At 64.0% G+C, this 25,450-nt stretch carries 22 protein-coding genes; 6 read left to right on the plus strand and 16 right to left on the minus strand.

Translation table 11 applies throughout. The annotated features are described in order from the left end of the window. Window positions 1-148: 148 nt before the first annotated feature. The 4 genes from IB263_RS30090 to IB263_RS30105 all read left to right on the plus strand — a co-directional run bounded on the left by IB263_RS30090 (window position 149) and on the right by IB263_RS30105 (window position 3,387). Window positions 149-364, plus strand: a complete 216-nt coding sequence (locus IB263_RS30090) for a hypothetical protein (protein ID WP_060520016.1) — start codon at window positions 149-151, stop codon at window positions 362-364. Between the two features lie 122 nt (window positions 365-486). Then, a complete protein-coding gene (locus IB263_RS30095; protein WP_371814281.1) occupies window positions 487-873 on the plus strand; it encodes a DoxX family protein in 387 nt (128 codons plus the stop codon). Next, on the plus strand, window positions 870-2,471 hold the full coding sequence (locus IB263_RS30100) for an MFS transporter (protein ID WP_192439418.1): 1,602 nt from the start codon (window positions 870-872) through the stop codon (window positions 2,469-2,471). Before IB263_RS30095 ends, IB263_RS30100 begins: the two co-directional genes overlap by 4 nt. Before the next feature lie 85 nt (window positions 2,472-2,556). Further along, on the plus strand, window positions 2,557-3,387 hold the full coding sequence (locus tag IB263_RS30105; RefSeq protein WP_060520010.1) for an alpha/beta fold hydrolase: 831 nt from the start codon (window positions 2,557-2,559) through the stop codon (window positions 3,385-3,387). A gap of 218 nt (window positions 3,388-3,605) precedes the next feature. Here IB263_RS30105 and IB263_RS30110 read toward each other — a convergent pair whose 3' ends face one another. Beyond that, the gene (locus IB263_RS30110; RefSeq protein WP_060520008.1) at window positions 3,606-4,247 is read right to left on the minus strand and encodes a DUF5074 domain-containing protein; all 642 of its coding nucleotides are present in this window, start codon (window positions 4,245-4,247) and stop codon (window positions 3,606-3,608) included. A gap of 10 nt (window positions 4,248-4,257) precedes the next feature. Further along, window positions 4,258-5,478 carry a hypothetical protein gene (locus tag IB263_RS30115; protein ID WP_060606157.1) on the minus strand — a complete coding sequence of 407 codons (1,221 nt, stop codon included), beginning with the start codon at window positions 5,476-5,478 and terminating at the stop codon, window positions 4,258-4,260. A 308-nt stretch (window positions 5,479-5,786) separates the two neighbouring features. Between IB263_RS30115 and IB263_RS30120 the strand changes: the two genes are divergently transcribed. Next, on the plus strand, window positions 5,787-7,001 hold the full coding sequence (locus tag IB263_RS30120) for an MFS transporter (protein WP_060585713.1): 1,215 nt from the start codon (window positions 5,787-5,789) through the stop codon (window positions 6,999-7,001). Between the two features lie 85 nt (window positions 7,002-7,086). Here the strand turns inward: IB263_RS30120 and IB263_RS30125 are convergent, their stop codons facing one another. From IB263_RS30125 to IB263_RS30175, 11 genes are all read right to left on the minus strand, one after another. Beyond that, on the minus strand, window positions 7,087-8,391 hold the full coding sequence (locus IB263_RS30125) for an MFS transporter (protein WP_060585714.1): 1,305 nt from the start codon (window positions 8,389-8,391) through the stop codon (window positions 7,087-7,089). After that, window positions 8,388-9,065 carry a FadR/GntR family transcriptional regulator gene (locus IB263_RS30130; protein WP_060606160.1) on the minus strand — a complete coding sequence of 226 codons (678 nt, stop codon included), beginning with the start codon at window positions 9,063-9,065 and terminating at the stop codon, window positions 8,388-8,390. The genes IB263_RS30125 and IB263_RS30130 overlap by 4 nt, the downstream gene beginning before the upstream one ends. Window positions 9,066-9,299: 234 nt before the next feature. Next, window positions 9,300-9,641, minus strand: coding sequence for an STAS domain-containing protein (locus IB263_RS30135; RefSeq protein WP_034790268.1), 342 nt, complete (start codon window positions 9,639-9,641; stop codon window positions 9,300-9,302). Window positions 9,642-9,654: 13 nt separating this feature from the next. After that, entirely contained in the window at window positions 9,655-10,215 is a 561-nt protein-coding gene (locus IB263_RS30140) for an ATP-binding protein (RefSeq protein ID WP_034790266.1), read from the minus strand. A gap of 4 nt (window positions 10,216-10,219) precedes the next feature. Beyond that, the gene (locus IB263_RS30145) at window positions 10,220-12,580 is read right to left on the minus strand and encodes a SpoIIE family protein phosphatase (RefSeq protein ID WP_060606162.1); all 2,361 of its coding nucleotides are present in this window, start codon (window positions 12,578-12,580) and stop codon (window positions 10,220-10,222) included. After that, entirely contained in the window at window positions 12,577-13,749 is a 1,173-nt protein-coding gene (locus IB263_RS30150; protein ID WP_060606165.1) for a class I SAM-dependent methyltransferase, read from the minus strand. The genes IB263_RS30145 and IB263_RS30150 overlap by 4 nt, the downstream gene beginning before the upstream one ends. Then, window positions 13,749-14,267, minus strand: coding sequence for a hypothetical protein (locus IB263_RS30155; protein WP_034790260.1), 519 nt, complete (start codon window positions 14,265-14,267; stop codon window positions 13,749-13,751). Before IB263_RS30155 ends, IB263_RS30150 begins: the two co-directional genes overlap by 1 nt. Window positions 14,268-14,414: 147 nt before the next feature. Beyond that, a complete protein-coding gene (locus IB263_RS30160) occupies window positions 14,415-16,091 on the minus strand; it encodes a bifunctional diguanylate cyclase/phosphodiesterase (RefSeq protein WP_060606168.1) in 1,677 nt (558 codons plus the stop codon). A 530-nt stretch (window positions 16,092-16,621) separates the two neighbouring features. Then, window positions 16,622-18,418, minus strand: a complete 1,797-nt coding sequence (ade, locus tag IB263_RS30165) for an adenine deaminase (protein WP_060606171.1) — start codon at window positions 18,416-18,418, stop codon at window positions 16,622-16,624. Window positions 18,419-18,485: 67 nt separating this feature from the next. Next, a complete protein-coding gene (locus IB263_RS30170; RefSeq protein WP_060520030.1) occupies window positions 18,486-19,886 on the minus strand; it encodes an NCS2 family permease in 1,401 nt (466 codons plus the stop codon). Between the two features lie 59 nt (window positions 19,887-19,945). Further along, window positions 19,946-21,745 (minus strand): adenine deaminase, encoded by a 1,800-nt coding sequence (locus IB263_RS30175; protein WP_060606174.1) that lies wholly within the window; start codon window positions 21,743-21,745, stop codon window positions 19,946-19,948. Between the two features lie 111 nt (window positions 21,746-21,856). Here IB263_RS30175 and IB263_RS30180 point away from each other — a divergent pair, with 111 nt between their 5' ends. Then, window positions 21,857-22,798, plus strand: coding sequence for a LysR family transcriptional regulator (locus tag IB263_RS30180; RefSeq protein WP_060606177.1), 942 nt, complete (start codon window positions 21,857-21,859; stop codon window positions 22,796-22,798). A 34-nt stretch (window positions 22,799-22,832) separates the two neighbouring features. Here the strand turns inward: IB263_RS30180 and IB263_RS30185 are convergent, their stop codons facing one another. The 3 genes from IB263_RS30185 to IB263_RS30195 are packed head-to-tail and all read right to left on the minus strand — an operon-like array spanning window position 22,833 to window position 25,377. After that, window positions 22,833-23,795, minus strand: coding sequence for a pyridoxal-phosphate dependent enzyme (locus IB263_RS30185; RefSeq protein WP_060606180.1), 963 nt, complete (start codon window positions 23,793-23,795; stop codon window positions 22,833-22,835). After that, complete coding sequence (locus IB263_RS30190) at window positions 23,792-24,769, minus strand: ornithine cyclodeaminase family protein (protein ID WP_060606183.1); 978 nt, start codon at window positions 24,767-24,769, stop codon at window positions 23,792-23,794. Before IB263_RS30190 ends, IB263_RS30185 begins: the two co-directional genes overlap by 4 nt. Next, window positions 24,766-25,377, minus strand: coding sequence for a transcriptional regulator (locus tag IB263_RS30195; protein ID WP_083523682.1), 612 nt, complete (start codon window positions 25,375-25,377; stop codon window positions 24,766-24,768). Before IB263_RS30195 ends, IB263_RS30190 begins: the two co-directional genes overlap by 4 nt. Window positions 25,378-25,450: the final 73 nt, after the last annotated feature.

The raw sequence follows: 25,450 nt of genomic DNA on the forward strand, positions 1-25,450 counted from the left end.
GCGGCTGCGCCAGCGATTGCGGCGTCCATGGCCACGATCATGCCGGCGCCTGGACGTCGAAACTGCCGATCGCCGACCTTAAGGGTTTCTTCGGCGCGCTTGGATGCTCCTGCTGGGCGGTGTGACGATAGCGGAAGGGAGACGCAGAATGCGCACGAAAGCCGGCGCCGTCGCGATGGCCGCGGTCTCAATCTTGCTCAACGCATCGCTCGGACCGGAGCAGGCCTCGGCCTCGCCGACTGAGGGCGTCCGGCACCTCTCGGCGAAAGTCGTGGTGAACCATCCGCCGGCGAAGCATGGAGCCTACTACCAAGGCATATCCCAGAGCGCGATCACCGCTTTGAAATGGCCGAAAAATCGATGAGGGCGGCTTTGCCGCCCATCAAGCCGAAGACCGCCTGACAAGGAAACGAAAGATTGAGCCTCTCTTCCCTCGAAAACCGTCTCGCCGCTCGCCTCCGGCCGGGCCTTTCCGGCAACCGTGTCATATTCGTCGGGTTGCTGGCGCTCTGCTCGGCCTATATCCAGGGACCCTTGACGAAAATCTTCGACTTCCCGGGCGCGCTTGCCGAGATGGAGCATTTCGGCCTCTATCCGGCACCGCTCTTTGCTGTCGGCGTCATCGTTTTTGAGCTTGCCATGTCGGCTCTCGTTCTCTCAGGCTTCTACCGCTGGGTGGCGGCAGGCGCGCTTGCGGCCTTCACGCTCGCCGCCACCTTGCTCGCATTCCGCTTCTGGGAACTGCCGCCCGGCATGGAGCGCGCGATGGCGACAAACGGTTTCTTCGAACATATCGGCCTTGCCGGCGCATTCGTGCTCGTTGCAGTCTATGATCTGCGCGAACGTGCATCCACGGAGAGGGGCGGCCAATGACGCAGGCAGCGACCAACAGCGCCGGCACTTTCGCGCCCTTGCGCCAGAAGGTTTTCGCCGTGCTCTGGGTGGCGACCATCATCGGCAACACCGGCAGCTTCATCCGCGATGTCGCAAGCTCCTGGCTCGTCACCGACCTGTCGGCAACGCCCGCCGCCGTCTCGATGATCCAGGCGGCCGCGACGCTGCCGATCTTCCTGCTCGCCATTCCCGCCGGCGTGCTCTCCGATATTCTCGACCGACGCAAATTCCTGATCGTCGTGCAGTTCCTGCTCGCATCTGCGAGCCTCTGCCTGTTGTTCCTCTCTGCAAGCGGGCTGCAGTCGGTGACCTCGCTGATTGCGCTTACCTTTGTCGGTGGCATCGGCGCAGCGCTGGTTGCCCCCACCTGGCAGGCGATCGTGCCGGAGCTCGTGTCGCGACCGGACGTCAAGGGCGCGGTCGCGCTGAACTCGCTCGGCATCAACATCTCCCGCGCGATCGGCCCGGCGCTTGGCGGCCTGCTGCTTGCCTGGTTTGGCGCGGCTGTCACCTATGGCGTCGATGTCATCAGCTATGTCTTCGTCATTGCCGCATTGGTCTGGTGGCGGCGGCAGGTGCCGGAGGACGACGCGCTCGCCGAGCGCTTCCTCGGCGCCTTCCGGGCCGGCCTGCGCTATGCGCGCGCCAGCCGCGAGCTGCATGTGGTGCTTTTGCGTGCAGCCGTGTTTTTCGCTTTTTCAAGTGCGATCTGGGCTCTGCTGCCGCTGGTCGCCCGCCAGCTTCTCGGCGGCGGCGCCAGCTTCTACGGCATCCTGCTCGGCGCCGTCGGCGCCGGCGCAATCGGCGGCGCGCTGGTGATGCCGCGCTTGCGGGCCCGGATGGATGCCGACGGATTGCTGCTCTTGTCCGCGGTCCTGACCGCCGCCGTCATGGGCGTGCTTTCCTTCGCGCCGGCGCAATGGGTGGCGGTGGCGGCGCTGCTCGTCTGTGGTGCGGCCTGGATCACGGCGTTGACGACGCTGAACAGCACCGCGCAAGCGATCCTGCCCAACTGGGTGCGCGGACGCACGCTCGCCGTCTATCTGACCGTCTTCAACGGCGCGATGACCGGCGGGAGCCTTGCCTGGGGCGCGACCGCCTCGGCGATCGGCGTGCCCTTCACGCTCGCCGTGGCGGCCATCGGCCTTCTCTCAGTCGGCTTCGCCTTCCACGCCATGAAGCTGCCGAAAGGTGAGGCGGATCTCATACCTTCCAATCATTGGCCGGAGCCGCTGACCAGCGAGCCGGTCGAACACGACCGCGGACCGGTTCTCGTCCTGATCGAATATACGATCGACAAGGCGGATCGGTCCGAGTTCCTGAAGGCGCTCGCCCGCCTGTCGCACGAGCGGCGGCGCGACGGCGCCTATGGCTGGGGCGTGACCGAGGACGCGGCCGATCCCGGACGGCTGGTCGAATGGTTTATGGTCGAATCCTGGGCAGTGCATCTGCGCCAGCACAAGCGCGTGTCGAAGGCCGATGCCGACATTCAGGACGATGTCCGCCGCTACCACAAGGGGCCGGCCGCGCCGGTCGTCAACCACTTTCTCGCGATCAACCACCCCCATCTCGGTTGACGCCGACCGCACGTCCCGGCGCGGATCTCGCGCCGGGGCCACATCTCAAAGACATACACCCAACCCAAACAAAGGAACCGTTCCCATGACCGAGAACTTCGTCAGGACTGAAGACGGCGTCGATATCTTCTACAAGGATTGGGGCTCGGGCCAGCCCATCGTCTTTCACCATGGCTGGCCGCTGTCGGCGGACGATTGGGATGCGCAGATGCTCTATTTCGTCAGCAAGGGCTACCGGGTCATCGCCCATGACCGCCGCGGCCATGGCCGTTCGACGCAGGTGAGCGAGGGACACGACATTGCACACTACGCGAAGGATGTTGCGGCGCTGACCACCAAGCTCGGCCTCAGCGATGCAATCCACATCGGTCACTCCACCGGAGGCGGCGAAGCGGTGGCTTACGTGGCGCGCCACGGCGGCGGCCGGGTTTCCAAGCTGATCATCGTCGGCGCCGTGCCGCCGATCATGGTCAAGACCGAAAACAATCCGGGCGGCCTGCCGATCGAGGTGTTCGACGGTTTCCGGGCGGCGCTTGCCGCCAACCGCGCCCAGTTCTTTCTCGACGTTCCGGCCGGCCCGTTCTACGGCTACAACCGCCCGGGTGCCGAAGTATCGGAAGGCGTCGTCCGCAACTGGTGGCGTCAGGGCATGATGGGCAGCGCCAAGGCCCATTACGAAGGCATCAAGGCCTTCTCCGAAACCGACTTCACCGAAGACTTGAAGGCGATCGACGTGCCGACGCTGGTCATGCACGGCGACGACGACCAGATCGTGCCGATCGACGACAGCGCGCGACTGGCGGTGAAGCTGCTGAAGAACGGCACGCTCAAGGTCTATGAGGGTTATCCACATGGCATGTTGACAACCCATGCCGATGTCATCAATCCCGACCTGCTCGCCTTCATTAAGGCCTAAAGCTCGGGCACGGTCCGCGGTGTCCGGGTATTGCGGACCGTGCCGGGACAACGCTACTGCATGGTTCCCTATTCATCGCCGGTTTTGCGGACGGAACATGCAGCGCTTCGAAGCGCTACAGCGCCCTCTATGCGCCTCAAAGGCGCGCGGCGCTGTAGTGCCGGCGCCGCACCGACAGCGTCGCGCAGCCGCGCCGATCCTGGATCTTATCGCGAGTTTCAGCGCGCCCGCTTCGGCCGGCGAACAGCCCGGACGACGCCGCTCGGCCCGCCGCCACAGAAGAAGCGCTCGCCGCCATCGGACTCCAGGCCCGATACGCCCATTCCGGACGGCATGGCGACCGTTTCGAGCACCGCTCCCGTTTGCGGATCGATGCGCCTGATATCGCTTTCGTCACCCTCCCAGGTGCCGTGCCAGAGTTCGCCGTCGACCCAGGTCACCCCGGTCACGACGCGCTTGGATTCGATCGTGCGCAGGATTGCGCCGTTCTCGGGATCGATCTGATGAATTTTGCGGCCCCGATGCTGCCCGACCCAAAGCGTGCCCTCGGCCCAGGCAAGGCCGGAATCGCCGCCACCGCCCGGCGCCGGGATTGTTGCGAGAATTTTCCCGGTTTCCGGATCGATCTTCTGGATGCGATCTTCGGCGATCTGGAAGAGGTGCTTGCCGTCAAACGCCGTACCGGCATGCGCGGCGACATCGATCGAGCGGACGGGCGCACCGTTTTCCGGGTCGAAGGCGTTGATCGTGTCACCGGCGGCGAACCATACGTTCCGGCCGTCGAAGGTGACGCCATGGACCTGGTCTGCCCCGGGGAACGGGCCATATATCTGGATGATTTCGGCTTCGGATCTTTTCATGGGTCTGATCCTATTCGTTTGGCAAAGGGCCGGGGAGTAACAACACTGTCGGGAATGCGGCAATCGGCGGCACGACCCAGCGCCGTGCCCGCCCGCGCCCGATCGGCATAACCTTGCCTTGCGAGGCGAGCTCTTCGAGCGCCCGCTGCACGGTGCGCGCGCTGGCGTCGAGCGCGATTGCGAGCGCCGAACTTGACCAGGCCTCGCCGTCCGCCAGCAGCGCCCGCATCGTCGCATGTCGCTCGTCGACCGGCGGGGCAAGGACGACGACTGTGTGCTTGCCGTGCGGCACCAGCCGGAAGCCATCGCTCGTCGCCGTGATATCCGCAAGCGGGCGCAGTTCCTCGCGCAGCCGGCCGATTTCGACACGCAGCCTTGCCCGGTGGGATTCGTCGACATGTCGTGCGCCGAAGGCCCGGGCGAGCAAGGTTCGCCTTGAGACGTCTCCCGGCCAGGCTTCGCCCAGCGCGCGCGCCAGCGCAAAGAGCACCGGCCGAGTGGCAAGCGTGCACAAGGTCGCTTGTCTTCGGACGAGGTTCCGGCAGGCGTCGATGACGAGGGCGCCGGAAGCAAGCAGCTCTTCGACCTCGCCAAGCAGCAGCGAGCGCTCTTCCCCATCCGCCATGAGGCGGGCAGCCGGCGCTTTAAGCACGGCGGCCGCGTTTTCAACTTCCAAGATCAGGGCCGGAATGCCGGTCGCCCGTGCCGCTTCGCCCGCCCGCCCGAAGGCGGCGGTGGCGGCCTCGGTTCGCAACCGGCGCACGGCGATGCCGGCGAGCGCCAGGTCGTGGGCGGCTTTCGACAGCGGTGTCAGCCGCGCCGTATCGATATTGGCAAGCAAGTTCTCGGCCTCGTCCAGACGGCCGATCAAGAGCAGGCGCCGTGCCCCGAGATTGCGGGCGTGGGCGGCATTGAGGTGGTCGCCATGGGTTTCGAGCGTCGAGCGGGCGGCGTCGAGCGCCCGCATCGGCCAGGAAAGATCACGGGAGACGATGGCGATCTCCGCCTCGGCGACGATGCACCGCGCCCGCGCCACCGCTTCCTTCGGGCCGAAGGCGCGCGCGGCGTTCTTCAGCAGGACCTTTGCGCGGGCGAAGTCTCCAAGCTGGGCCATGGCGATGCCGCGCAGCGCCAGTGCCGGCGGATCGTCGCGTAGCGCCACCCGCTTCAGCGCGCCGAGCGGGTCGCCCGACGCCAGTGCTCGCGCCGCGGCGGTGATCAGCGAATCCATCGAAATCCCGTCACACTTGTCACTCCCGCAAGCCGTGTTCCAGCCTTTATCTATCTCTCAGGTGGCAACGGACAACAGAAAGAAGCTTCGTCGCACAATCAAGCGGAAACAGTCGGGCGCACGCCTTCAAGGCTGCATCGAATGTGAATCTGCAACTATTATGAAATTCTTTCGAAGCTTCTGTCGGCTTGGCGTCGGCGTGAGCGTCTTTCAATCGGGCGGGCGAGGGGATGTCCCAGGCACGGTCCGCCGCGCGATCAGGTTGCACAATTTTTCGGCGTGGCCGGGCGGCTTTAAGGAGATTTGCAATGACCAATTTGCATTACCGTTGGGTCATCGTGGCGGCCGGCGGGCTGCTCGGCTGCCTGGCGATCGGCGCCATGTTTTCGCTTCCGGTGTTCCTGCTGCCGATTTCGCGCGACACCGGCTGGTCGGTGACAGGCGTTTCGAGCGCCATGACCATCGGCTTCCTGGCCATGGCTTTTGCCAGCATCGCCTGGGGCAGCCTTTCCGACCGATGGGGCGCGCGTCCGATCGTGCTCATCGGCTCGGTGCTCTTGGCCGTCAGCCTGATGGCAGCGAGTTGGACGACCTCGCTGATCGCCTTCCAGATGCTTTTCGGTGTCGTCGTCGGCACCGCGACGGCGGCGATCTTCGCGCCGATGATGGCTTGCGTTACCGGCTGGTTCGATACGCATCGCAGCCTCGCGGTCTCGCTCGTCTCGGCCGGCATGGGCATGGCGCCGATGACGATGTCGCCCTTTGCCGCCTGGCTGGTATCCGCCTACGACTGGAGAACCGCTCTGCAGATCATCGCGCTGGTCGTTGCCGTCATCATGATCCCGGTCTCGTTTCTCGTTCGCCAGGCGCCGGCACTTGCCGACGGTGCTGCCGCGGCCTCGCCCGAGGAAGAGCCCCATTCGTCGATGACGACCAGCCAGGTGCTGAAATCGCCGCTCTTCATCATCCTGCTTCTGACCAACTTCTTCTGCTGCGCCACCCATTCCGGCCCGATCTTCCACACGGTGAGCTACGCGATCACCTGCGGCATTCCGGTCATGGCGGCCGTGTCGATCTACAGCGTCGAGGGTCTTGCCGGCATGGGCGGCCGCGTCGTCTTCGGTCTGCTCGGCGACCGTTTCGGGGCCAAACGTGTGCTCGTTCTTGGACTTCTGGCCCAGGCCTTCGGCGCGCTTGCCTATGTCTTTGCCGCCGGGCTCGGCTCGTTCTACGCAGTCGCCGCCCTGTTCGGCTTCATCTATGCGGGCGTCATGCCGCTCTATGCGGTGCTTGCCCGCGAGAATTTCCCCTTGCGGATGATGGGGACGGTGATCGGCGGGACGGCCATGGCTGGCAGCCTTGGCATGGCGACGGGACCGATTGCCGGGGGCCTGATCTATGATGCGATGGCAAGCTACACCTGGCTTTACATCGGTTCCTGGGGCATCGGCCTCGGCGCGTTCCTGATCGCACTCACCTTCCGGCCGGCGCCGCGCTACCAGGCGACGGTGGCCGCGGCCTGATGCGAGCGTGCTGACAGCGAGAGAAAGGGCTCCGCCTGGGAAGGGGAGCCCTTTGGATCATTGCAGGCGCTCATCCGCGTCCGTCTTAGCGGTCGTCTATCCGGACCGTTCGTGCGCCGACATGCAGCGCCCGGCCGGCGCCGAGACCCATGATCGCCACGCCGATGCCGAGCGCGATGAAAAGAACGGCGCTGGCGGCGAAGCTGCCAGTCCAGCTGCGGATGAAGCCGACAAGCAGGGGGCCGATGGCGGCAAGCACGTAGCCGACGCCCTGGGCCATGCCGGAGAGATGGGCCGCCACGTGCGAATCGGGCGAGCGCAGCACAATGAGGGTCATCGCCGCAGCAATCAGGCCGCCCTGTCCGATCCCTTGCAGAACGGCCCAGGCGAGCACCGTCGAGAGCGGCGCGAAAAGGATGCCGATCAGTGCGATGACGGCGGCGGCGACGAGCGCCACGCAGACGGCGCGCTGGTCGCGGCGCCTTACGGCGAAGGATGGCACGAGCAGGCAGGTGACGACCTGCATCATGATCGAGGCGGAGACGACCGCACCGGCAGTTGCGGCATCGAGGCCACGCTCACGCAGGATCGGCGCCATCCAGCCGAAGACGCAATAGGCGAGTGCGGATTGCAGACCCATGAAGAGCGTCACCTGCCAGGCGAGCCGATCGCGCCAGAGGTCGACGACGCGGAAGCCGCTATGGCGGGCTTGCGCCTTGCCGCGCAGCGCCTGCGGTGCCCAGATCATCAGCACGATGAGGGCGGGTACCGCCCAGGCCGCGAGCGCGCCGGACCAGGAGCCGACCACATGGTGTTCGATCGTCAGCGTCAGGCCGGCGGCGCTGGCAGCACCGGCGCAGAGCGCCATGGTATAGAGGCCCGTCATCATCGCGGCGCGGTCGGGAAAGTCACGCTTGACGAGCCCGGGAAGCAGCACGTTGCCGATCGCGATCGCCGCACCTGCCGCAAATGTCGAAAGGAAAAGCAGCGGCACGGACTGAACGCCGCGCAGACCCGTGCCGAGCGTCAGCAGGACGAGCACCCCGAGAAGCGTGCGTTCGGCACCGAAGCGTTGGGCGAGCTTCGGCGCAAGCGGCGCGAAAAGGCCGAGACAGAGCACCGGCAGGGTGGTGAGCACGCTGGCGCTGGCGGTGGAAAGGCCGGTCGCCTGCATCACCTCGGGCAGCAGCACCGAGAGACTTGAAAACAGCGGCCTGAGGTTGAAGGCGATGAGCACGAGGCTGGCGCCCAGCAGGATGCGGGCGCTGCGGCTCAGCACCGGTGGTTGCGGTGCCGGCAGGCTGTCGGCCTCGGCATCGATAAGCTGGTCTTCGATGTCCAGCGGTTCGGCGGCTTCGGCTTTGTGGGGATCACGAAAAGTCTGGTTCATTGGGAAAGTAGCCGATCAAGTTCAGCGAGGACGGGGGCCATGAACGCCCGAACGGCGGCCGCGGCCTTGTCCGGATCACTGGCCGCAATGGCCTCGACGATCGCCGCATGCGCCCGGTCGTCCGGCTCCGGCAGGTCGCCTGACAGCGTCGAGTGAATGGTTTCGAGAATGGCCGAAGTGAAAAAGTCATAGAGCTCGACGATGGCCCTGTTGCCGGAGGCCTCGACGATCGACCGATGAAAGGCAATGTCGCGCCGTCCGAAGGCCTCACGCCCACCATCGGAAACCGTGCCGCGGGCGAGAAGAAGGCGCTTCATATGTTCCAGATCCTTGGGCGTATGCCGCAGCGCCGCCAGGCGTGCGGCTTCCACGTCGAGGGCCGCGCGCGCCTCCCATTGGTCGCGCAGGCTCGCCCGCTTGACGCGGTCAAGCGCGCCCGAGCTATCGACCGTCGAGCGGACATAGGTGCCGGAGCCCTGGCGGGCGTCGAGCAGCCCCTTCGAGATCAGGACCCGAACGGCCTCCCGCACGGTTCCGCGGCTCACCGCCAGAAGTTCGGTCAGCGCCGTCTCGTTGGGAATGCGTTCGCCGATAGCCCAGCGGCCGCGGAGGATTTCCGCCCGCAGGCTTTCGGCAGCGCTCTCGGCAAGGTTGGTACGATTGATCGGTCGCATTGTCTGTTCATCAAGTCATCAGATGATTTGATGGATAGGGTGAGGCGTTCGCAGAGTCAAGCGTGACGACGGGGAATGAAGAAGGCGTCGCAGCGTCGTGCGGCCGGTTTCGGCGACGGATTTGTCGATGGCTGGGGTGCGGAAGCGCTGGCGCGCAGAATCGCGGTCGCGCGCCGGTCGGCGCGCGATACTCAGGCTTTAGCTACGGGAATGCAGTCCCGGCACCGCGTGATCTCAGTTGAGCCTGAGATCGAGGCCGGGATGCAGCTTCTTGAGGTTCGGCAGCGATTTCGACTGCCACGGGATCTCAGAGGTTCCGCGCACCGTCAATTGCACGTTCGGGCGGTTGCGTGCCTCGATCGTCAGCTTGGCGAGCAGGTTGATCCCGGACGAGTTCAGGAACTGCAGTTCGGTGAGGTCGATCGTGATGTGCTCAGGCTCGGTCTCCAGAACGCCCATCACCGTCGAGAAGATCGGGGCATAGGCCTCCGTTCCCGGCAGCCGCATCGTGCCTTCAAAATGAATATCGTTGCCTTCGGACCAAACGCGATACTCTTCTTCGTCCTTGTTTTCCATGTTCACCGGCTCATCAGTTCGAGAGGTCTGGGACCGCAATGGAGGCATAAGTCTCCAATGAGGTTTCGCCGTCGTCACCCTGGGCGCCAAAAACCCAAGCGAAACGAACGCCATAATCGCTCATCAGCGTCAAAAGACCAAGCCCCGAGCCGCTCTTGCCGAGCCCGGTTGCGTTGGCTTCGATGCGCTCGATGAGCAAGTCGCCCGGGTCGCCGTCGGCGATCTCGGACAAAAGATCCTGGAAGCGCGCAGCAGCTTCGTTGTCGATCACGTTCGACACTTTCGTGCGGAAGCTGTGGCCCTCGAGGGCGGCCTCGACGACCACGGAACCGGAAGCGCGGAACTTCACGGCATTCTCGACCAGTTCGTTGGTGAGGTAGCCGATGTTGTGGCGCACTTCCCGATAGGTGTTGCGCGACGCGCGATAGCGCAGCGCCGCCAGTTCGGCGACGAAATCCGAAGCCATGGCGCAATGCTTCCAGCTGAGATCCAGCGGCCCGTCGTAAAGACGCAGCCGGGTCATCTTCTGGTGGGCGCCGATCGTCAGGTCCGCCAGTCCGTAGAGCGTGGTCATCTGATCACCTGTGTCTCATGACGACGAGCGTGATGTCGTCGTAGATCTTCTGCTTGCCGATATGCGCCATCAGGTCGTTGATGATACCCGATTTGACGTCCTCGGCGCTCTGTCCGTAAAACTTTCCGGCACTCTCGCACAGTCGCTCGATGCCAAACAGTTCGCCCTTGGCGTTCGCTGCCTCGGTCACGCCGTCCGTATGCAGCACGATCATGTCGCCGCGGCCGAACGAGATCTCGCGGGTGGCAACAAAGCGCGAAATGTCCGATTCCAGGCCAATCGGCAGGCCGAGGTCGAGCGTGTCGATCCGCTCGATTTCCGCACCCTTGCGCACGACGATCAGTTCCTCGTGCTGCCCCGACAGCGTCAGGCGGCCCTGGTCGTAGTCGAGGAAGGCCAACGACAGATGCTTGTCAGTGTTGGTGCGCACGATGTTCTTGTAGATGGCGCGGTTGAGGCGGTTGAGAAACTGCTCCGGGTCCATGTCGCCGGCTTCCTGCAGGGCCCTTGCGACCGACTGCACCATCAGCATCAGCACCCCGCTTTCGAGGCCATGACCGGTCACGTCGCCGATGCCGATCTTCAGCCGCTCACCGTCGCGCAGCACATCGTAGTAGTCGCCGCCCACCTCGTCGGCCGGGCGCATATAGGCGGCGATTTCGAGATCGGCGATTTCCGCGAGCTCGCCGGCCTTCGGCAGCACCATCATCTGGATCTGCTTGGCGACGGCGAGTTCGGCGCCAAGGCGCAGGTTCTCGCTGCGCAGTTGGGTATTCAGCGTCGAAATCTGATGGTTGGCGTCCTCGAGCTGCTTGGTGCGTTCGGTCACCAGGTTTTCGAGGTTCTCGGTATGGTAGCTGATCTCCTCAGCCATTCTATTGAACGCGATAGCGGCTTCACCGACTTCGTCGCGCGTCGTGATGGGCACACGGACGGAGTAGTCCTTCGCCTCGATGCTGGTTGCCGCTCCGGCGAGCGCGCTGATGCCGCGGGTAACCCGCTTGGAGATGCCGAATACGGCGAGCGTGACGAACAGCAGCGAAGCGAGCAGGGCCAGGATCTGATAGATGAGGATGCGGTTCGTCGCTTCAGAGATACTCGCCTGTGCCGCAAACAGCGAGGCATAGATTTCGCGCTCCGGCACGACGATGCCGATCGACATGGTCTCGCGGCGCACCGGGCCGGAAACCCAGAGGTTCTCCGGCTCGAGCTGCTTGAGGAGAATGAGATAGGGGACCTTCTCACCACCCTCATCGAGCAGCACCCGCTGAATGGCGCCATCGGTGCCAAGCGGCAGCTCTGCGATCGCGGGCTGGGCGCTGCGGCGCAGCGAGCGCTCCAACCCGGTGACGCCTTGTCCACCCGTGTCGCTGGACCGCCGCAGGCCGATCACCTTTTCGCCGACCGGATTGATGGCAAGCACGTTGCCGTCGGACATCACCAGAAATCCGAAGCCGCTGTCGCCGACCTTGACGCTTTCGACAACCTCGGCCAGCTGGTCGAGCGTGATATCGGTTCCGGTTGCTCCGGCGACACCTTTGCGGTCGGGCGTCCAGAGTGGCTGGAAGAAGCTGACGATCAGTTTGCCCGAGGCGGCATCGGTGTAAGGTGCCGTTTGCGTGGTATCGGCTGCAACGGGCCTGAGGCTCGGTTGCTTCGCCCATTCCTCCCAGGACTCATAGAGGCCGGGGAAGAAGAAGTTCCAGAAGTTGGCTTCGTTATGGCCGGGGTAGAGACGGTCGAACGTCTGTGCCTGATCCGCATAGGGCGCCATCCGCAAGATCGGCCGTTCTTTTGGTCCGACGTAGTACATCTGCAGTTTGGAGCGGCCGTGCGCAAGCAGGGCGGGCGCAACCAGATCAAGAACGGCGCTGTTCTCGATATCGGCCTGTACCTCGGGTAGTGGCCGATGGTCGGGGCCAAGGAGATAGCTCCAGACGCTTACGCTCGAGAGCGGCCCCGGAAGGTTCTGCGCCCACCCACCTTTGGCATCGTAAGTGACGGTAACGGACTCCGGTGCGTGCCGCGCAAGGGCCTCGCCGACGTCGGACCGGCGCACGGGGCGGTCGATCTGCGCCTGGATTACGCCCGCGAGCGTGGCGACGTCGGCGTGAACCTGGCCGAGCAGAAGATTAACCCGCGCGGCCGTCGATTCCGCGTAGGTGAGCATGTAGTCTTCGTTGGCGTTTTGCAGGCCCTGTCCGACTTCCGTCGTCGCGTCGCGCGACAGTCTTTGAACGTTCCAGAGCGCCAGGCCGCCTGTCAGCAGGAGGTCGAAGAGCACGGCGCTGCCGACGACCAGCACGAACTTGGCGCGAAAGGATCTCAAACCGAACCGGGGGCGTTTGATATTGCTCGCGCTCATAGTGGTTTGCGCCCGGACGCTGCCCAGATCGGCCAGCCCGCATAGCCCTTCGGATGCAGTGCAGCGAAGATGTGATCCCGGAAGCCCTGGCGGAACCGCTCGATGAATTCGGGTGTTTCGCCGTGCCTCACCGCCATGTCCGCAAACATCTTCTCCCAGCCGGCGATGATATCGGCGAAATCCTGTGGGTCACCGTCCAGATTGGTGACCATGAAGGATTCGACCAGGATGTCGTCGAAGCCCGTGTCGGCAAGATAGCGCCGGCTCTTCGGCCCGAACTCCACATCTATCTCGAAATTGCTCAAAAGCCGCGCGAGCTCATTGTAGGTCCATTGGATGCTTTGCGCCCGCGGCTCGCCGAGGCAGTGCGAGTTCTTCTCGTTGGTGATGTAGACGCGGCCGCCCGGCTTCACGATCCGATAGAGTTCCTTGAGAAGCAACTCCGGCTGATTGAAGACCTGCAGCGAGTGGCGGCAACTCACGAAGTCGAACTGGTTGTCCTCAAGCAGCATCTCCGACGCGTCGCCGTAGGTGTATTCGATACCCGTCACGCCGAACTCGGCGGCCACCTTCCGGGCATAGGCGAGGCTCGGCTTCGAGTGGTCGAGCGCGACGATCCGCGACGGCTGGAACTCCTTCTGCGCGAGCACGGCGAAATCGCCGATGCCGCAGCAGATGTCGGCCACGGCGATGCCGGGCCGCATGCCGTGGCGCGGCAGGATGGTGCGCTCGTGGCGCCACGTCAATTTGGTCTGCGCGCGCAGGATTGGAATGAAGCTCGTATCCTCGAAGTAGTCCTGGCCGGGATAGAACATCGAATCATAGACCTCGACGGAGATCTGCGGCTCGATCGTGCTCAGGTGCCGGAACATGCGCGTCGTCCAGCTGACGACGCTTGACGTGACGACGATCAGGCGCAGGTCCGACCGTTCCCGGCAGGCGTCGAGGGCGACCCGGATGAAGGCCTGGAAGGCCGTATTGTTCATCTGGATGAGGCGCTTCACATCGATATAGAGAACGCCGCGCACCGTATCGATGGCTTCCCTCAGCGCATGGATACTCTCGGCGATTTCATCGATCGAACGCGGCCGAATCGTTCCGGCAAGCGAGAAGATCTGGCTGTTGGGATCGAAGTCGACCTTGAAACGCTGAGGAAGGCTCGCCGCCATCAACTCACCATTCCTTCAAGAGGAAGATCCACGATCAGGGTGATGGCCGGAGCCGCATCCTCGTCAAGCCGGAGGCGGGCGTCATAGTTGACCGCCAGGTCCAGAAGCACCGATTCCCGGCTGGGGGCAAGGTCGTTGGAAATGGCGTCGAGATAGCGGGCCTGGGCATCGCTCTCGCGGGTTTTCGAGACCGCCTCGCGATAGAAGCGCGCCTGACCAGGTGGGCATGGAAAGCTCAGTTGAACCCGTTCCGTGGCGCCTTGGCGATAGATCGACAGGCCGATCTTTCCGTCGGTGGTGCCGCCGCGAAACGAAACCTCCAGAAGCTCGTTGAGGGCGGAGGAAAAGAAGTTGGAATGCCGTACCGGATCGGTCCTGTTGTGGCTGATCATCCGGGCGAGGTAGCTCGAGACATGATCGCAATGGTGCCAGTCCGAAAGGAAATCTTCCATCTCCATATCGAACTGAAGCAGCGGCTCGAAAGCCGTTTCCGTGGTCTTATTGACACTAGCACCCATGCAGCAATGTCCTCCGCACCCCGAACTCTGCCACGGCCATACGCCACTTTCTATAATGATTTCTAACCACGCAACCCCGGGATCTTGCATGAAGACAACCCAGGTATTGCCTCGCGCCATATCGGGCGCAACGCACAGATGCGGGGGCTACAGCGTCGCCATTGCCGATGAGCGGCGAAGATAGGCGCCGATCGCGTCCGCCGGCATGGGCATGCCCAGGAAATAACCCTGCAGACGGTCGCAACCCTCTTTTCGAAGCCAGACGGCCTGCCCGATCGTCTCGACGCCCTCGGCGGTCACGCGCATGCCGAGACCGTGGGCAAGGGCGATGATCGACCGGACGATCGTCTGGCTCTTTTCGTCGCTCTCCAGATCCTTGATGAAATAGCGGTCGATCTTGATCGTATCGAAGGGGAAGTTCTTGAGGTAGCTGAGCGACGAATAGAAGGTGCCGAAATCGTCGAGCGAGATCTGGATGCCGAGCACGTTGAGGGTGTTCAGCGTGTCGAGATTGTTGGTCGTGCGTTCAAGCAGCACCGATTCGGTGACTTCCAGCTCCAGCCGGTCGGCCCTCAGTCCCGCCATGTCGAGCGCCTGGGCGATCCGGTCCGTCAGGCCCTCGCGCAGGAACTCCGCCGGCGACAGGTTGACGGCGACGGTGAAATGCGACGGCCAGGTGGCAGCCTGCCGGCAGGCCTCCTCCAGCACCCATTGGCCGATCTCGTTCATCAGGCCGTCGGCTTCCGCCATCGGGATGAAGACGTTGGGCGGGATCGTGCCGACCAGCGGATGATGCCAGCGCACCAGCGCCTCGAAGCCGACGATCGAAAATGGCGGCTCGACGAGTGGCTGGTATTCGATTGAAAACTGCTTGTCCTGCAGCGCGGTGCGCAGACTGCGGCGCAGCATCTCGCGCTGTTCCAGCACGATCAGCATGGAACGGCTGAAGGTCTTTGCCCGGCCTCGTCCATCCTTCTTGGCGGCATAGAGCGCAATGTCCGCCGCCTTCATCAGTTGCTCGATGTCGTTTCCGTCGTTCGGCGCAATGGCAATGCCGATGCTGGCGCCGACGAAGACGGAAATGCCGTCGATCGTGAAAGGTTCGCTGAACGCCTCGATCAGTGCCTCGGCGAGATACTCGGCGTCCGCCGGCTGGTCGCTTTGACGCTGGATGACGGCGAATTCGTCGCCGGCCAGGCGATAGGCGACTTCGCCGTCGCGAAGGGCGCCGCGAATGCGCTCGGCCGCCATCTTGAGGACGGCGTCGCCGGCGCCGTGGCCCAGCGTGTCGTTGACCGGCTTGAAATCGTCGAGGTCGATCTGCATCAGCGCAAGCTTCTCGCCGGATGTCGGCAGGATGCTCTGCAGGTCGTCGCTGAACTGCCGCCGGTTGGGCAGGCCGGTCAGCACGTCGTGGGTCGCCTGGTGCAACAGCAGCGCGCGTTCGCTTTCGCCATGGCTGCCGATCTCGCGGCGGGTCGCGCGGCCGCTGGTTTCGAGCACGCCGATGCCACGCATGGCGCGAAAGACGAGCAGCGTGCGCCGCGACTTGGTGGCGGCGTCGACCACCTCGACGCTGCGCGGCACGCCGTAAGCGATGACGGATTCCACCGCCGCCTTGGAAACGGGCGCAAGCAATTCGGGATACAGATGCCACAGGGTGGCATCGACGAGCGTGCCGACTTCGTAGGTTTCCTGCAGCGCCGGCGAGGCGCTGGTCAGATGAAAGGCCTCGTCATAGAACGAGAGAACCTCGTCCATATGAGCCGCAACGGGATCCTGCACTGAAGCTGAAGCAGACAAGGTTGCATCAGTGTCCGGCATGCTTGCCTTTCCCTCTCTGTTTCGAACGCGCCGGAAGAATATAAAAGCCCGCTCCAGCGGCGCTCCGGTTCGGCTCGTCCTTCTGCAAAGCTACCGCGTCGCCCGCCCGGGTCAATGCCAATAGGCTGCCTGCGATCTTACCTGTGGAAACCTCGCTTCGGAGCATGGCGAGCGCTGCTCGATATTCTTTGCCCCACACGGTTGTATATAAGCTTCCTCTTGTATCATTTGCCATCATTGCATGCAATTTGGGGCGGAACAGCTGTGGGCGTTTCGGCTCCGCCTACACGCATGTCCCATTGTGGGACGCCATATCAGCAGGGGTTTCGGGCGTCTACTGCGGCCGGTCGCGGTTAAGCAAACGGCAGATACGCCTGGGCAACGGGGCCGTTGGGCTCCGCTTAAGTATCGGTTAACCATAAAGGAAGTTTTCAGGGGATTATGTGGCTTGACCCATCCCGCGATCACCCGGAATTAAGAACCACGGGCGGGTTGGCCACCGGGTTGCCGGTGGCCAATCGCTATTAAGCTCAGTGCGTGCTCAGAATCACGTCGGTCTTCTGGAAGGTCCGGACGTCGATCAGGCCCTTGTCGGAAATTCGCAGTTCCGGAATGACGACGAGCGCCAGCAGCGAGTGCTGCATATAGGCGTTGTTCAGCCGGCAGCCACAGTCGCGCATGGCCTCGACGATGGCGGCCGCTTTCTCGGCGACGATCTCCGCTCGCTGATCCGACATCAGGCCGGCGACGGGCAGCTCGACCAGGGCCAGTTCGCGGCCTTCCTTGATGACGACGATGCCGCCGCCGACCTCGTGCAGGCGGTTGGCGGCCTTGGCCATGTCCGCCTTGTTCGTGCCGACGACGATCATATGGTGGCTGTCATGGGCGACCGTGCTCGCCATGGCGCAATCGCTGTCATAGCCGAAGCCGGAGACGAAGGCGTTGACCACGTCGCCGGTGCCGCGGTGGCGCTCGACGAGCGCGATCTGGCAGACGTCGTTGGCCCGGTCCATCTGCACGAGGCCGTTCTCGATCGCCACCTCGGCCTGAAGCGCCCGCGTCGGCGCCTGGTTCTCGACGACGCCGATGACGTTGACCCGCGCGCGCGTCGCCCGTGCGTTGGATGGGATGTCGAAATCCGCGGCGGCCAGTAACCGGCCAAGGTGGACGGTGTTGCGGGCGCTTTCCGGGTAGACATAGGCCGGGATATCGCGCGCGAGTGTGCCGTTCTCGGCCATCAGCTCGCCGCGGGCAAAGACCATTTCGATCGGCAGCGCGGCGAGGTCCGAGGTGACGATCAGGTCTGCCCGGCGACCCGGTGCGATCGAGCCGATTTCGCGCTCCAGGCCGAAATGCTGGGCGGTGTTGAGCGTCGCCATCTGGATCGCGGTCACGGGTTTCAGACCTTGAGCGATGGCATGGCGCACGACGCGGTTCATGTGTCCGTCGTGAACCAGCGTGCCGGAGTGGCTGTCGTCGGTGCAGAGCAGGAAGTTGCGCGGGTCGAGGCCGGATTCGGTGACGGCCTTGATCTGCGCGGCAACGTCGTACCAGGCGGAGCCGAGGCGCAACATGGCGCGCATGCCCTGGCGCACACGGGCGATTGCGTCGTCGACCGTCGTGCCTTCATGGTCGTCGGCCGGTCCGCCGGCGGCATAGGCGTGGAACTCGCGGCCGAGATGCGGCGAGGCATAGTGCCCGCCGACGGTCAGCCGCGCATCCTGGGTGGCGGCGATCTCGGCCATCATCTTCGGATCGTTTCCGGCAACGCCGGGGAAATTCATCATCTCGCCGAGACCGATGACGTTCGGCCAGGCAAGCGCCTCGGCGACATCCTGTGCTGAAAGCTCGGCGCCGGCAGTTTCAAGACCCGGGGCGCTCGGCACGCAGCTTGGTACCTGGACCAGCACGTTGATCGGCAGGCTCTGGGCTTCCTCGTTCATCAGCCGGACGCCGTCGAGGCCGAGCACATTGGCGATTTCGTGCGGGTCGATGAACATGGTGGTGGTGCCGTGCGGAATGACCGCGCGGGCAAATTCGGTGACGGTGACGAGGCCGCTCTCCACATGCATGTGCGCGTCGCAGAGGCCGGGAACAAGATAGCGCCCGGCGGCGTCGACGACCTTGGTGCCTTCGCCGATCGTGTGGCTGGCATCCGGACCGACATAGGCGAAGCGGCCGGCTTTGACGGCGATATCGGTGCCGGGGATGATTTCGCCGGAGTAGACGTTGACCCATTTGCCGTTGCGGATCACGAGATCGGCGGGCTTGCGGCCCATGGCGACGTCGACCAGTTCGGGTGCGGTCTTCGACCAGGATTGAAGCATGACTGTTTCCTTCGGATGGGCGATGTCGGCGCCCTTGCATTAAGGGCGCCGTCGGATTTTCTGGCGGTTACTGGGTCTGGGCGACGAGCGCTGCGGCGAGCAGTGCCACGAACCACATGACCGGTCTTACATCGCCAGCCCGGCCGCAGACCAGCTTGATCAGCACATAGGCGATGATCGCAAGCGACAGGCCGAGCGTGATCGAGAAGGTGAGCGGGATTAATACGATCGCAAGGAAGGCCGGGATCGCCTCGTCGAGCGCGCTCCAGCGGATGTTGCTGATAGGCTCGGACATGAAGAGGCCGGTGAGGATCAGCACCGGTGCGGTTGCAACCGCCGGCACCAGAGAAAGCAGCGGCGACAAAAACAGGAAGGGCACGAAGAGCAGACCCGCGACCAGCGCGACGAGACCGGTGCGTCCACCCTGCTGGATGCCGGCGCCGGATTCGAGATAGACGGTCGCCGGGCTGGTGCCGAGCGGTGCGGAAATCAGTGCCGCGATGGCGTCGACATGCATCGATTCCCGGATGTTGCGGGGCATGCCGTTTTCATCCTTGAGGTCTGCCGCTTCCGCAAGGCCAAGGAAGGTCGAGAGCGCCTCGATGAAGTTGGTGAACAGGAAGACAAAGATGAAGGGCAGGTAGATCAGGTTCAGCGCGCCCAGGAGATCGATCTGGCCGACGAAGCTGAAATCCGGTGCAGCGGAGAAACCGCTCCAGTTGACCAGCGTGTGCACATCCGGCGTCTCCGGCCAAAACGCGCTGCCGTCGCCCCACCAGCGACCGATCGGGATCGAGAGAATAGTGGTGAGGATCATGCCGGCCATCATCGCGCCCGGAACCCGCCGCACCACCAGCGCCACCGTGAGCACGAAGCCGGCGATGAAGGTGAGGGTGACCGGGTTGAACTGCGTGAGACCAACGATCGTGTCGGGGTTGGCGACGATGAACTTGGCGTTTTCCAGGCCGATCAGCGCGATGAAGAGGCCGATGCCGCAGGCGATGCCATAGCGCAGATCGACAGGGATCGCCTCGATGATCGTCTGGCGCAGATTGAAGAACGCCATGACGGTAAAGAGCACGCCGGCCCAGAAGACGCAGCCAAGCGCGACCTCGAGCGGCACTTTGGCGCCGACCACCATGGTGTAGGCAAAGAGCGCGTTGATGCCCATGCCCGGCGCCACCAGAATGGGGCTACGCGCATAGAGCCCCATGGCGCAGCTGCCGATGAAGCTGACGAGCACCGTCGCCGTCACGCCGGCCGAAAACGGAATGCCGGCATGCGCCAGGATTGAGGGATTGACGACGATGACGTAGGAGGCGGCGAGGAAGGTGGTGAGGCCTGCGAGGATCTCGGTGCGGACGGTCGAGCCGAGCCGCGAAATCTGGAAGTAGCGGTCGAGCAGCGCTGCGAGCCAGGATGTCTCCGGGCTTGGTGCCGCCTCCACGGACTTGTTCTGATAGTTCATCTTGTTCCCCTTTTTTGAACGAAGAAGGGGGCCGGCATGACCGGCCCCCTTCCAAGGCATCATTCCGCAGCGACGGCGCGCTCGTCCCCACCGGCGGGCGAAAACGGCGAGATCACCTTCAGCCCGACGCAGTCGACGACACCGAGATCGGTGATCGCATATTCCGGGATCGCCGTGATCTGCAACACGAACATGTACATGAAGGGCCAGGGCAGCGGGCAGCCGAGGGCGCGGGCCGCGTCGTCGAGCTGGTCTTCCAGCGCTGCCATCTCGGCCGGCTCGATGTCGGAAACGATGCCGCCGATCGGCAGGTGCAGGAAGGCTTCGACCTTGCCGTTCCTGACCACGACCTGGCCGCCATGGTTGGCGATCAGGTGGTTGATGGCGATACGCATATCCTCGAGATCGGCGCCGATGCAGATGATGTTGTTGTCATCGGGCGCAGTGGAGCTGGCGATCGCGCCTTGCTTGAGGCCGAAGCCGGAGGCAAAGGCGACCGGACGGTTGCTCGTCTTGCCGTAGCGTTCGACGACGGTGACGTATTGCACGTCCCGTGCGGGATCTGCGAGCACCTGGCCGTCCTTGACCGCAAGCGTCACGTCGCGGCGAGTGCGCACGAAGATCTTTTCCGGGGTGACGGCGATCGCCATGGCGTCTGCCGTCTCGCCGGCGCCGTGATAGGCGACCTTGAGATCGCCGGGCTGAAGCGGTGCGACCTTCACCGAGTTCAGAAGTGCGACGCTGCGCTGCGGCGGGATCAGTTCGATCGCCATCTTGCCGTTGCGGGCGACGACTTCACCCTTGGCGACGACGGTTTCGATGGTGAAGTTGCGCAGGTCGTCGACGAGCAGGATGTCGGCCGCGCGGCCGGGCGAGATCGAGCCGACCTTGTCGTCGATGCGGAGCGCATCGGCGCCGTTGATCGTCGCCATCTGGATCGCCGCCATCGGCGAAATGCCCATGGCGATCGCCATGCGCACCATGTTGTCGAGATGGCCGCGCTTGAGGATGTCGCTTGCTACCACGTCATCGGTGCAGAAGCTGATGCGGCGCAGCGCCTTAACGCCCATTTCCGTGACGATGCGCAGGTTGTCGGCGAGGAAGTGCGAGATCGAGGATTCTCGTACAACGACATGCATGCCGGCGCGCAGCTTTTCGAGCATTTCTTCCGGCGTGTAGCTCTCGTGGTCGGCGCGAACGCCGGACTGCTGGTAGCCGTTGAGCCGCGCGCCACGGGTCATCGGGCAGCAGCCGAGAACCGGCAGGCGGCTCTTTTCGGCGAGTTCGAGCGCCGCGAGCACGTCGGCGTCCTCCTCCTGGATGAACTCGCGCACGGTTTCCCATATGCCGACGCATTCCGGCCAGTGGTGCGTCGCCTGGTGGTCGGCCGGGCTGAAATAGTGGCCGACGGTCGAGCGCGGCATGGTGTAGGGCGTCTTGCACGGCGCGCCCCAGAAGACCTTGAGTGGCGTCTGTTTTGCCTCGTCGAGGAACTCGCGCGCCGCGGCCGGGCCGCCGACGACGATGATCTGGTCGAGGCCGGTGACGATCGAGGTGGTGCCGAGCGGCACGACGGCCTTGGCAAAGCTCGTCAGCGACATCTTCGAGCATTCGACATGCAGATGCCCGTCGATCATGCCGGGTGCCAGGTATTTGCCGGTGGCATCGACGATCCTGGTCTCTGGCCCGATATAGTCGGTGATGTCGCCGACGGCGATGATGCGTTCGCCATAGATCGCGACGTCGGCCTGATAGATCTCTTCCGAAACGACGTTGACCAGGCGACCGCCGCGGATCGCCAACGTTGCCTTGCCGCCGGTGCCGGATGCGGCGCGAATGAATTCTCTGATATCGCTCACTGGAACCTCTTCTCCCTTAGCTCCAGTGAATATTCCCAATTCCCAGTCGTTTACACAATGGGCCGAAATAGGCTATCCTCTGGACATATCGTGCAAGATTTTGGACGAAATATGGATCTTTCGCTCATAGACTGTTTCGTGAAAGTTGCGGATTCCCGTTCGATTTCAGCGGCTTCCAGGCGCCATCGCCTGCCGAAATCAACACTCAGCCACAAGATCCGGCAATTGGAGGATGAGTTCGGCATCGAGCTCTTCGTGCGCGAGGGTCATCAGTTGCATGTGACCGACGCGGGCGCGGAGTTCCTGCGCTACGCCCGGCTCATTCAGTCGAATTGCGACGATGCGGCAACGGCGATGGCGGAGATGCGCCAGGAGGTGGCGGGCACCCTGCGCGTGGGCTCGACCGGCGAGTTCGGCACGACGATCACCTCGGAACTGCTCTATGCCTTTCGCCAGCAATATCCGCAGGTCAATCTCGACGTTGTGTTCCTGTCCTCGCGCCAGCCATTCTCCGACGTCACCGAACAGGCGCTCGACGGTATCTTCCATTGGGGCGAGCCGTCCGATGTCGACTACATCAGCCGCAGACTTTCGGTCTCGTCTTATGGCCTCTTCGCCAGCCCGCAATACATCGCCCGCCATGGCCAGCCGGATAATCCGGATGCGCTTGCCGGCCACCGCGGCCTCGTCTTCCGCCAGCCGACGCGGCTGCAGTCCTGGTATCTGACACAGCCAGGCGAAGACGAGGTGGACCTGCTGCCGACGGCGACCTGCACAACCAACGACTACTGGACGATCAAGTATTTCGCCGTCGCCGGTGAGGGCATCGCCTATCTGCCCGACTTTTTCGTCGAGACCGAGCGGCAAGCCGGCCTGCTGGAGCCGGTGCTATCGGACTGGCGCTCGCCGCAGACGGCGATCAACCTCATCTATTCGCGCCGCCGGCACGTCTCGAAGCGGTTCAAGGCCTTCGTCGACTTCTGCATCGACTTCTACCGCGACCGGGACCGGGTGAAGATCCCGCGCTACTACGTGGAGCGCGTCAGCCTCTAGAGGCGAGGCGGGGCAGCGCCATGCAGCGGCGTCTCTAGCCCAGCAACGAAGGCAGCGCGCTGGCGCCGTCGACATTGCCGCCACAAAGCAGGATGACGTTGGTCTGGCCGGTGCACCTCGCCGCGATCTGCCGGAAGCCGGCAAGTGCGAGAGCTGCCGCCCCCTCTACCAGCATATGCTCGTCGAGCAGCAGGTCCCGCATTGCGGCCGCGATCTCTGCTTCCGAGCAGGTCACGACCTCATCGACCACGGCCATCGACAATGGGAGGGTCACGCTGTCTTCGTCGAGACCGCCGGCAACGGCATCGGCGAGCGTTTCGAGGTGTTCGGTTTCGACCACCCGGCCGGCCCTTATCGAGGCCGCAAGCGCTGCCGAATTTGCAGCGGACACGCCGATGACGCGAGTATGCGGGCGGAAACTCTTCAGCACCGAGCCGATGCCGCTGATCAGTCCGCCGCCGCCCATGGCGATGAAGACATTGTCGATGCGTTCGCCTTGCTCAAGGAGTTCAAGTGCGATCGTGCCCTGGCCGGCGATGATTTCCGGGTCGTTGTAGGGCGAGACGTAGCCGAGCTTTTCGGTCGCGGCCAGCTGCTGCGCATGCTGTTCGGCAAGCCCGGTTTCGGAACCGTGAAGGACGACCTCGACGCCGTAGGCGCGGATGCGCTCCAGCTTCGCCGGCTTGACAATCTCGGGCAGCACCACCGTCAGCTTCTGGCCGATCGCGCTTGCCGCATGGGCAGAACCGATGCCGTGATTGCCGGAGGAGGCAGTGATCACCTGCTGGTCCCTTGGCAGCGAGGTCATCTTGCTCGCAGCCCCCCGGATCTTGAAGGAGCCGGTCAGCTGCAGGTTTTCCGCCTTCAACAGTACCGTCGAGGCTGTCTGCGGACCGATCGCGCGCGACGGGATCAGTGGCGTCTCGTAGATGAAGGGGCGGATGCGCTGGCGTGCGCGGACAGCGCGCGCGGCCGTTTCGAAGACGTCTTTGGTCATGCGGTTGTTCCTTGCGAACGGCCGAGCAAGCCGAGTTCATCGAGCACCGTGCGGGCAATGGCGATGTCCTGCGTCGCGATCCCTGTCAGGTCGGCGATGGTGATGTCGTTGTCCGAACGTCGACCTTCGGCCGCACCGGAAAGGACCGCGCCGAGGGCGACACAGCGTTCCTCCTGGATCACCACGGCCCGATCCGCTGCAGAAAATTCCCCGTGGTCCAGGCATTGCTCGGCGAGATCGACAAAGAGGCGGTCGGCGCGGGCAACGAGGGCAGTTTCGAGCTCCTGCTTGCCGGGTGCGTCCGCGCCCATGGCGGTGATATGGGTGCCAGGCCCGATCCAGGCCGATCGGATCAGCGGCTCCTTCGATGGCGTCGTGGTTACGATCGCATCGGACTGGCGGCAGAGCGCTTCGAGATCGGTTGTCGCAGCGATGGGAAGGCCGAGGTCCGCGAGGTCGGCAAGCACGGCGTTCGCCCGTTCCATTGATCGCCCCCAGACCGTGAACCGCAATGGACGATTCGAGAGGGAGGCGAGCGCCCGGATCTGGATGCGCGCCTGCGTGCCGGCGCCGACGATCCCGATCGAGCAGGCGTCCTTGCGCCAGAGCGCCGTGGTCGCGATCGCACCGCCGAGACCGGTGCGAAGATCGGTGAGGAGACCCTTGTCGTCGAGCACGGCCACCACGTCGCCGGTCTCTGCGGAGACCGCAACCATCATGCCGGTGCTCGACGGCAGTCCCTTGGCCGGATTGTCGTAGAAGCCGGAGGCGATCTTCACGACGAAGATCGGATCGCCTTCGATGTAGCCGTATTTGATGTGGCAATCCGCATTCCGACCGGGAAGCGGCAGATAGCCGACCGGCGGCAGATTGGCGCGACCGTCGGTGACGGCGATATAGGCGTCGCGGATGGCCGGTGCCGCGAGCGTCAGCAACGGCAGCTCGGCCAGCCTTTCTCGATCGATGACGATCATGGCGCGCTCCCCTGGCTCAGATATTTGTAGACGGTCGCCCGGCCCATGCCGAGGATGCGCGAGATGTAGGAGGCGGCATTCTTGCCGCCGAAGGCGCCATCAGCAGAAAGGGCGATCACCAGCGCCTGCTTGTCGTTGCGGCTCAGGCTCGAGACTGTCAGCCCGCGCGCCACGGTCCATTGCTGGACATATTCGTTGACGCGCTCGTGCCAGTCTTCCTTGAACAGGCTCTCGGGCTTGTCCGCGTCGACGGGAACGCGGACGAGCGCGTTGAGCGTCCTGAGTGCCGCATGAAAGTCGGAGACATCGGCATTGATGCAGAGCACGCCGATCGCCTTGCCGTCCGCGTTTCGCAGCACGGCGCTGATCGCCTTGATCGAGCGTCCGTCCCAATTGACCTTCTCGTAGGGGCCGATGATCGCTTCGCCTTGGCTGAACCCGATTTCGCTCAGCAGCGAAGCTTCACCGATCTCGCGCTTGGAGAAGTTGCCAGCGATATGGACGACGGTTTCAGTCGCCAGATCGTGCAGCACGACCTCGGCATAGGGCTGGAACAGCAAGGCGATCGCGTCGCAGACCAGGCAATAGGGGCGGAGTTCTGGGGTCACGGCGTTCCTCTTCCTCGATAGCAATCCTTAAATCACGCGTAGACATAAAAGTCTATATTAGATTTATAGTCTG

The organism is Ensifer sp. ENS03 (assembly GCF_014852035.1).
Taxonomy (GTDB): domain Bacteria; phylum Pseudomonadota; class Alphaproteobacteria; order Rhizobiales; family Rhizobiaceae; genus Ensifer; species Ensifer adhaerens.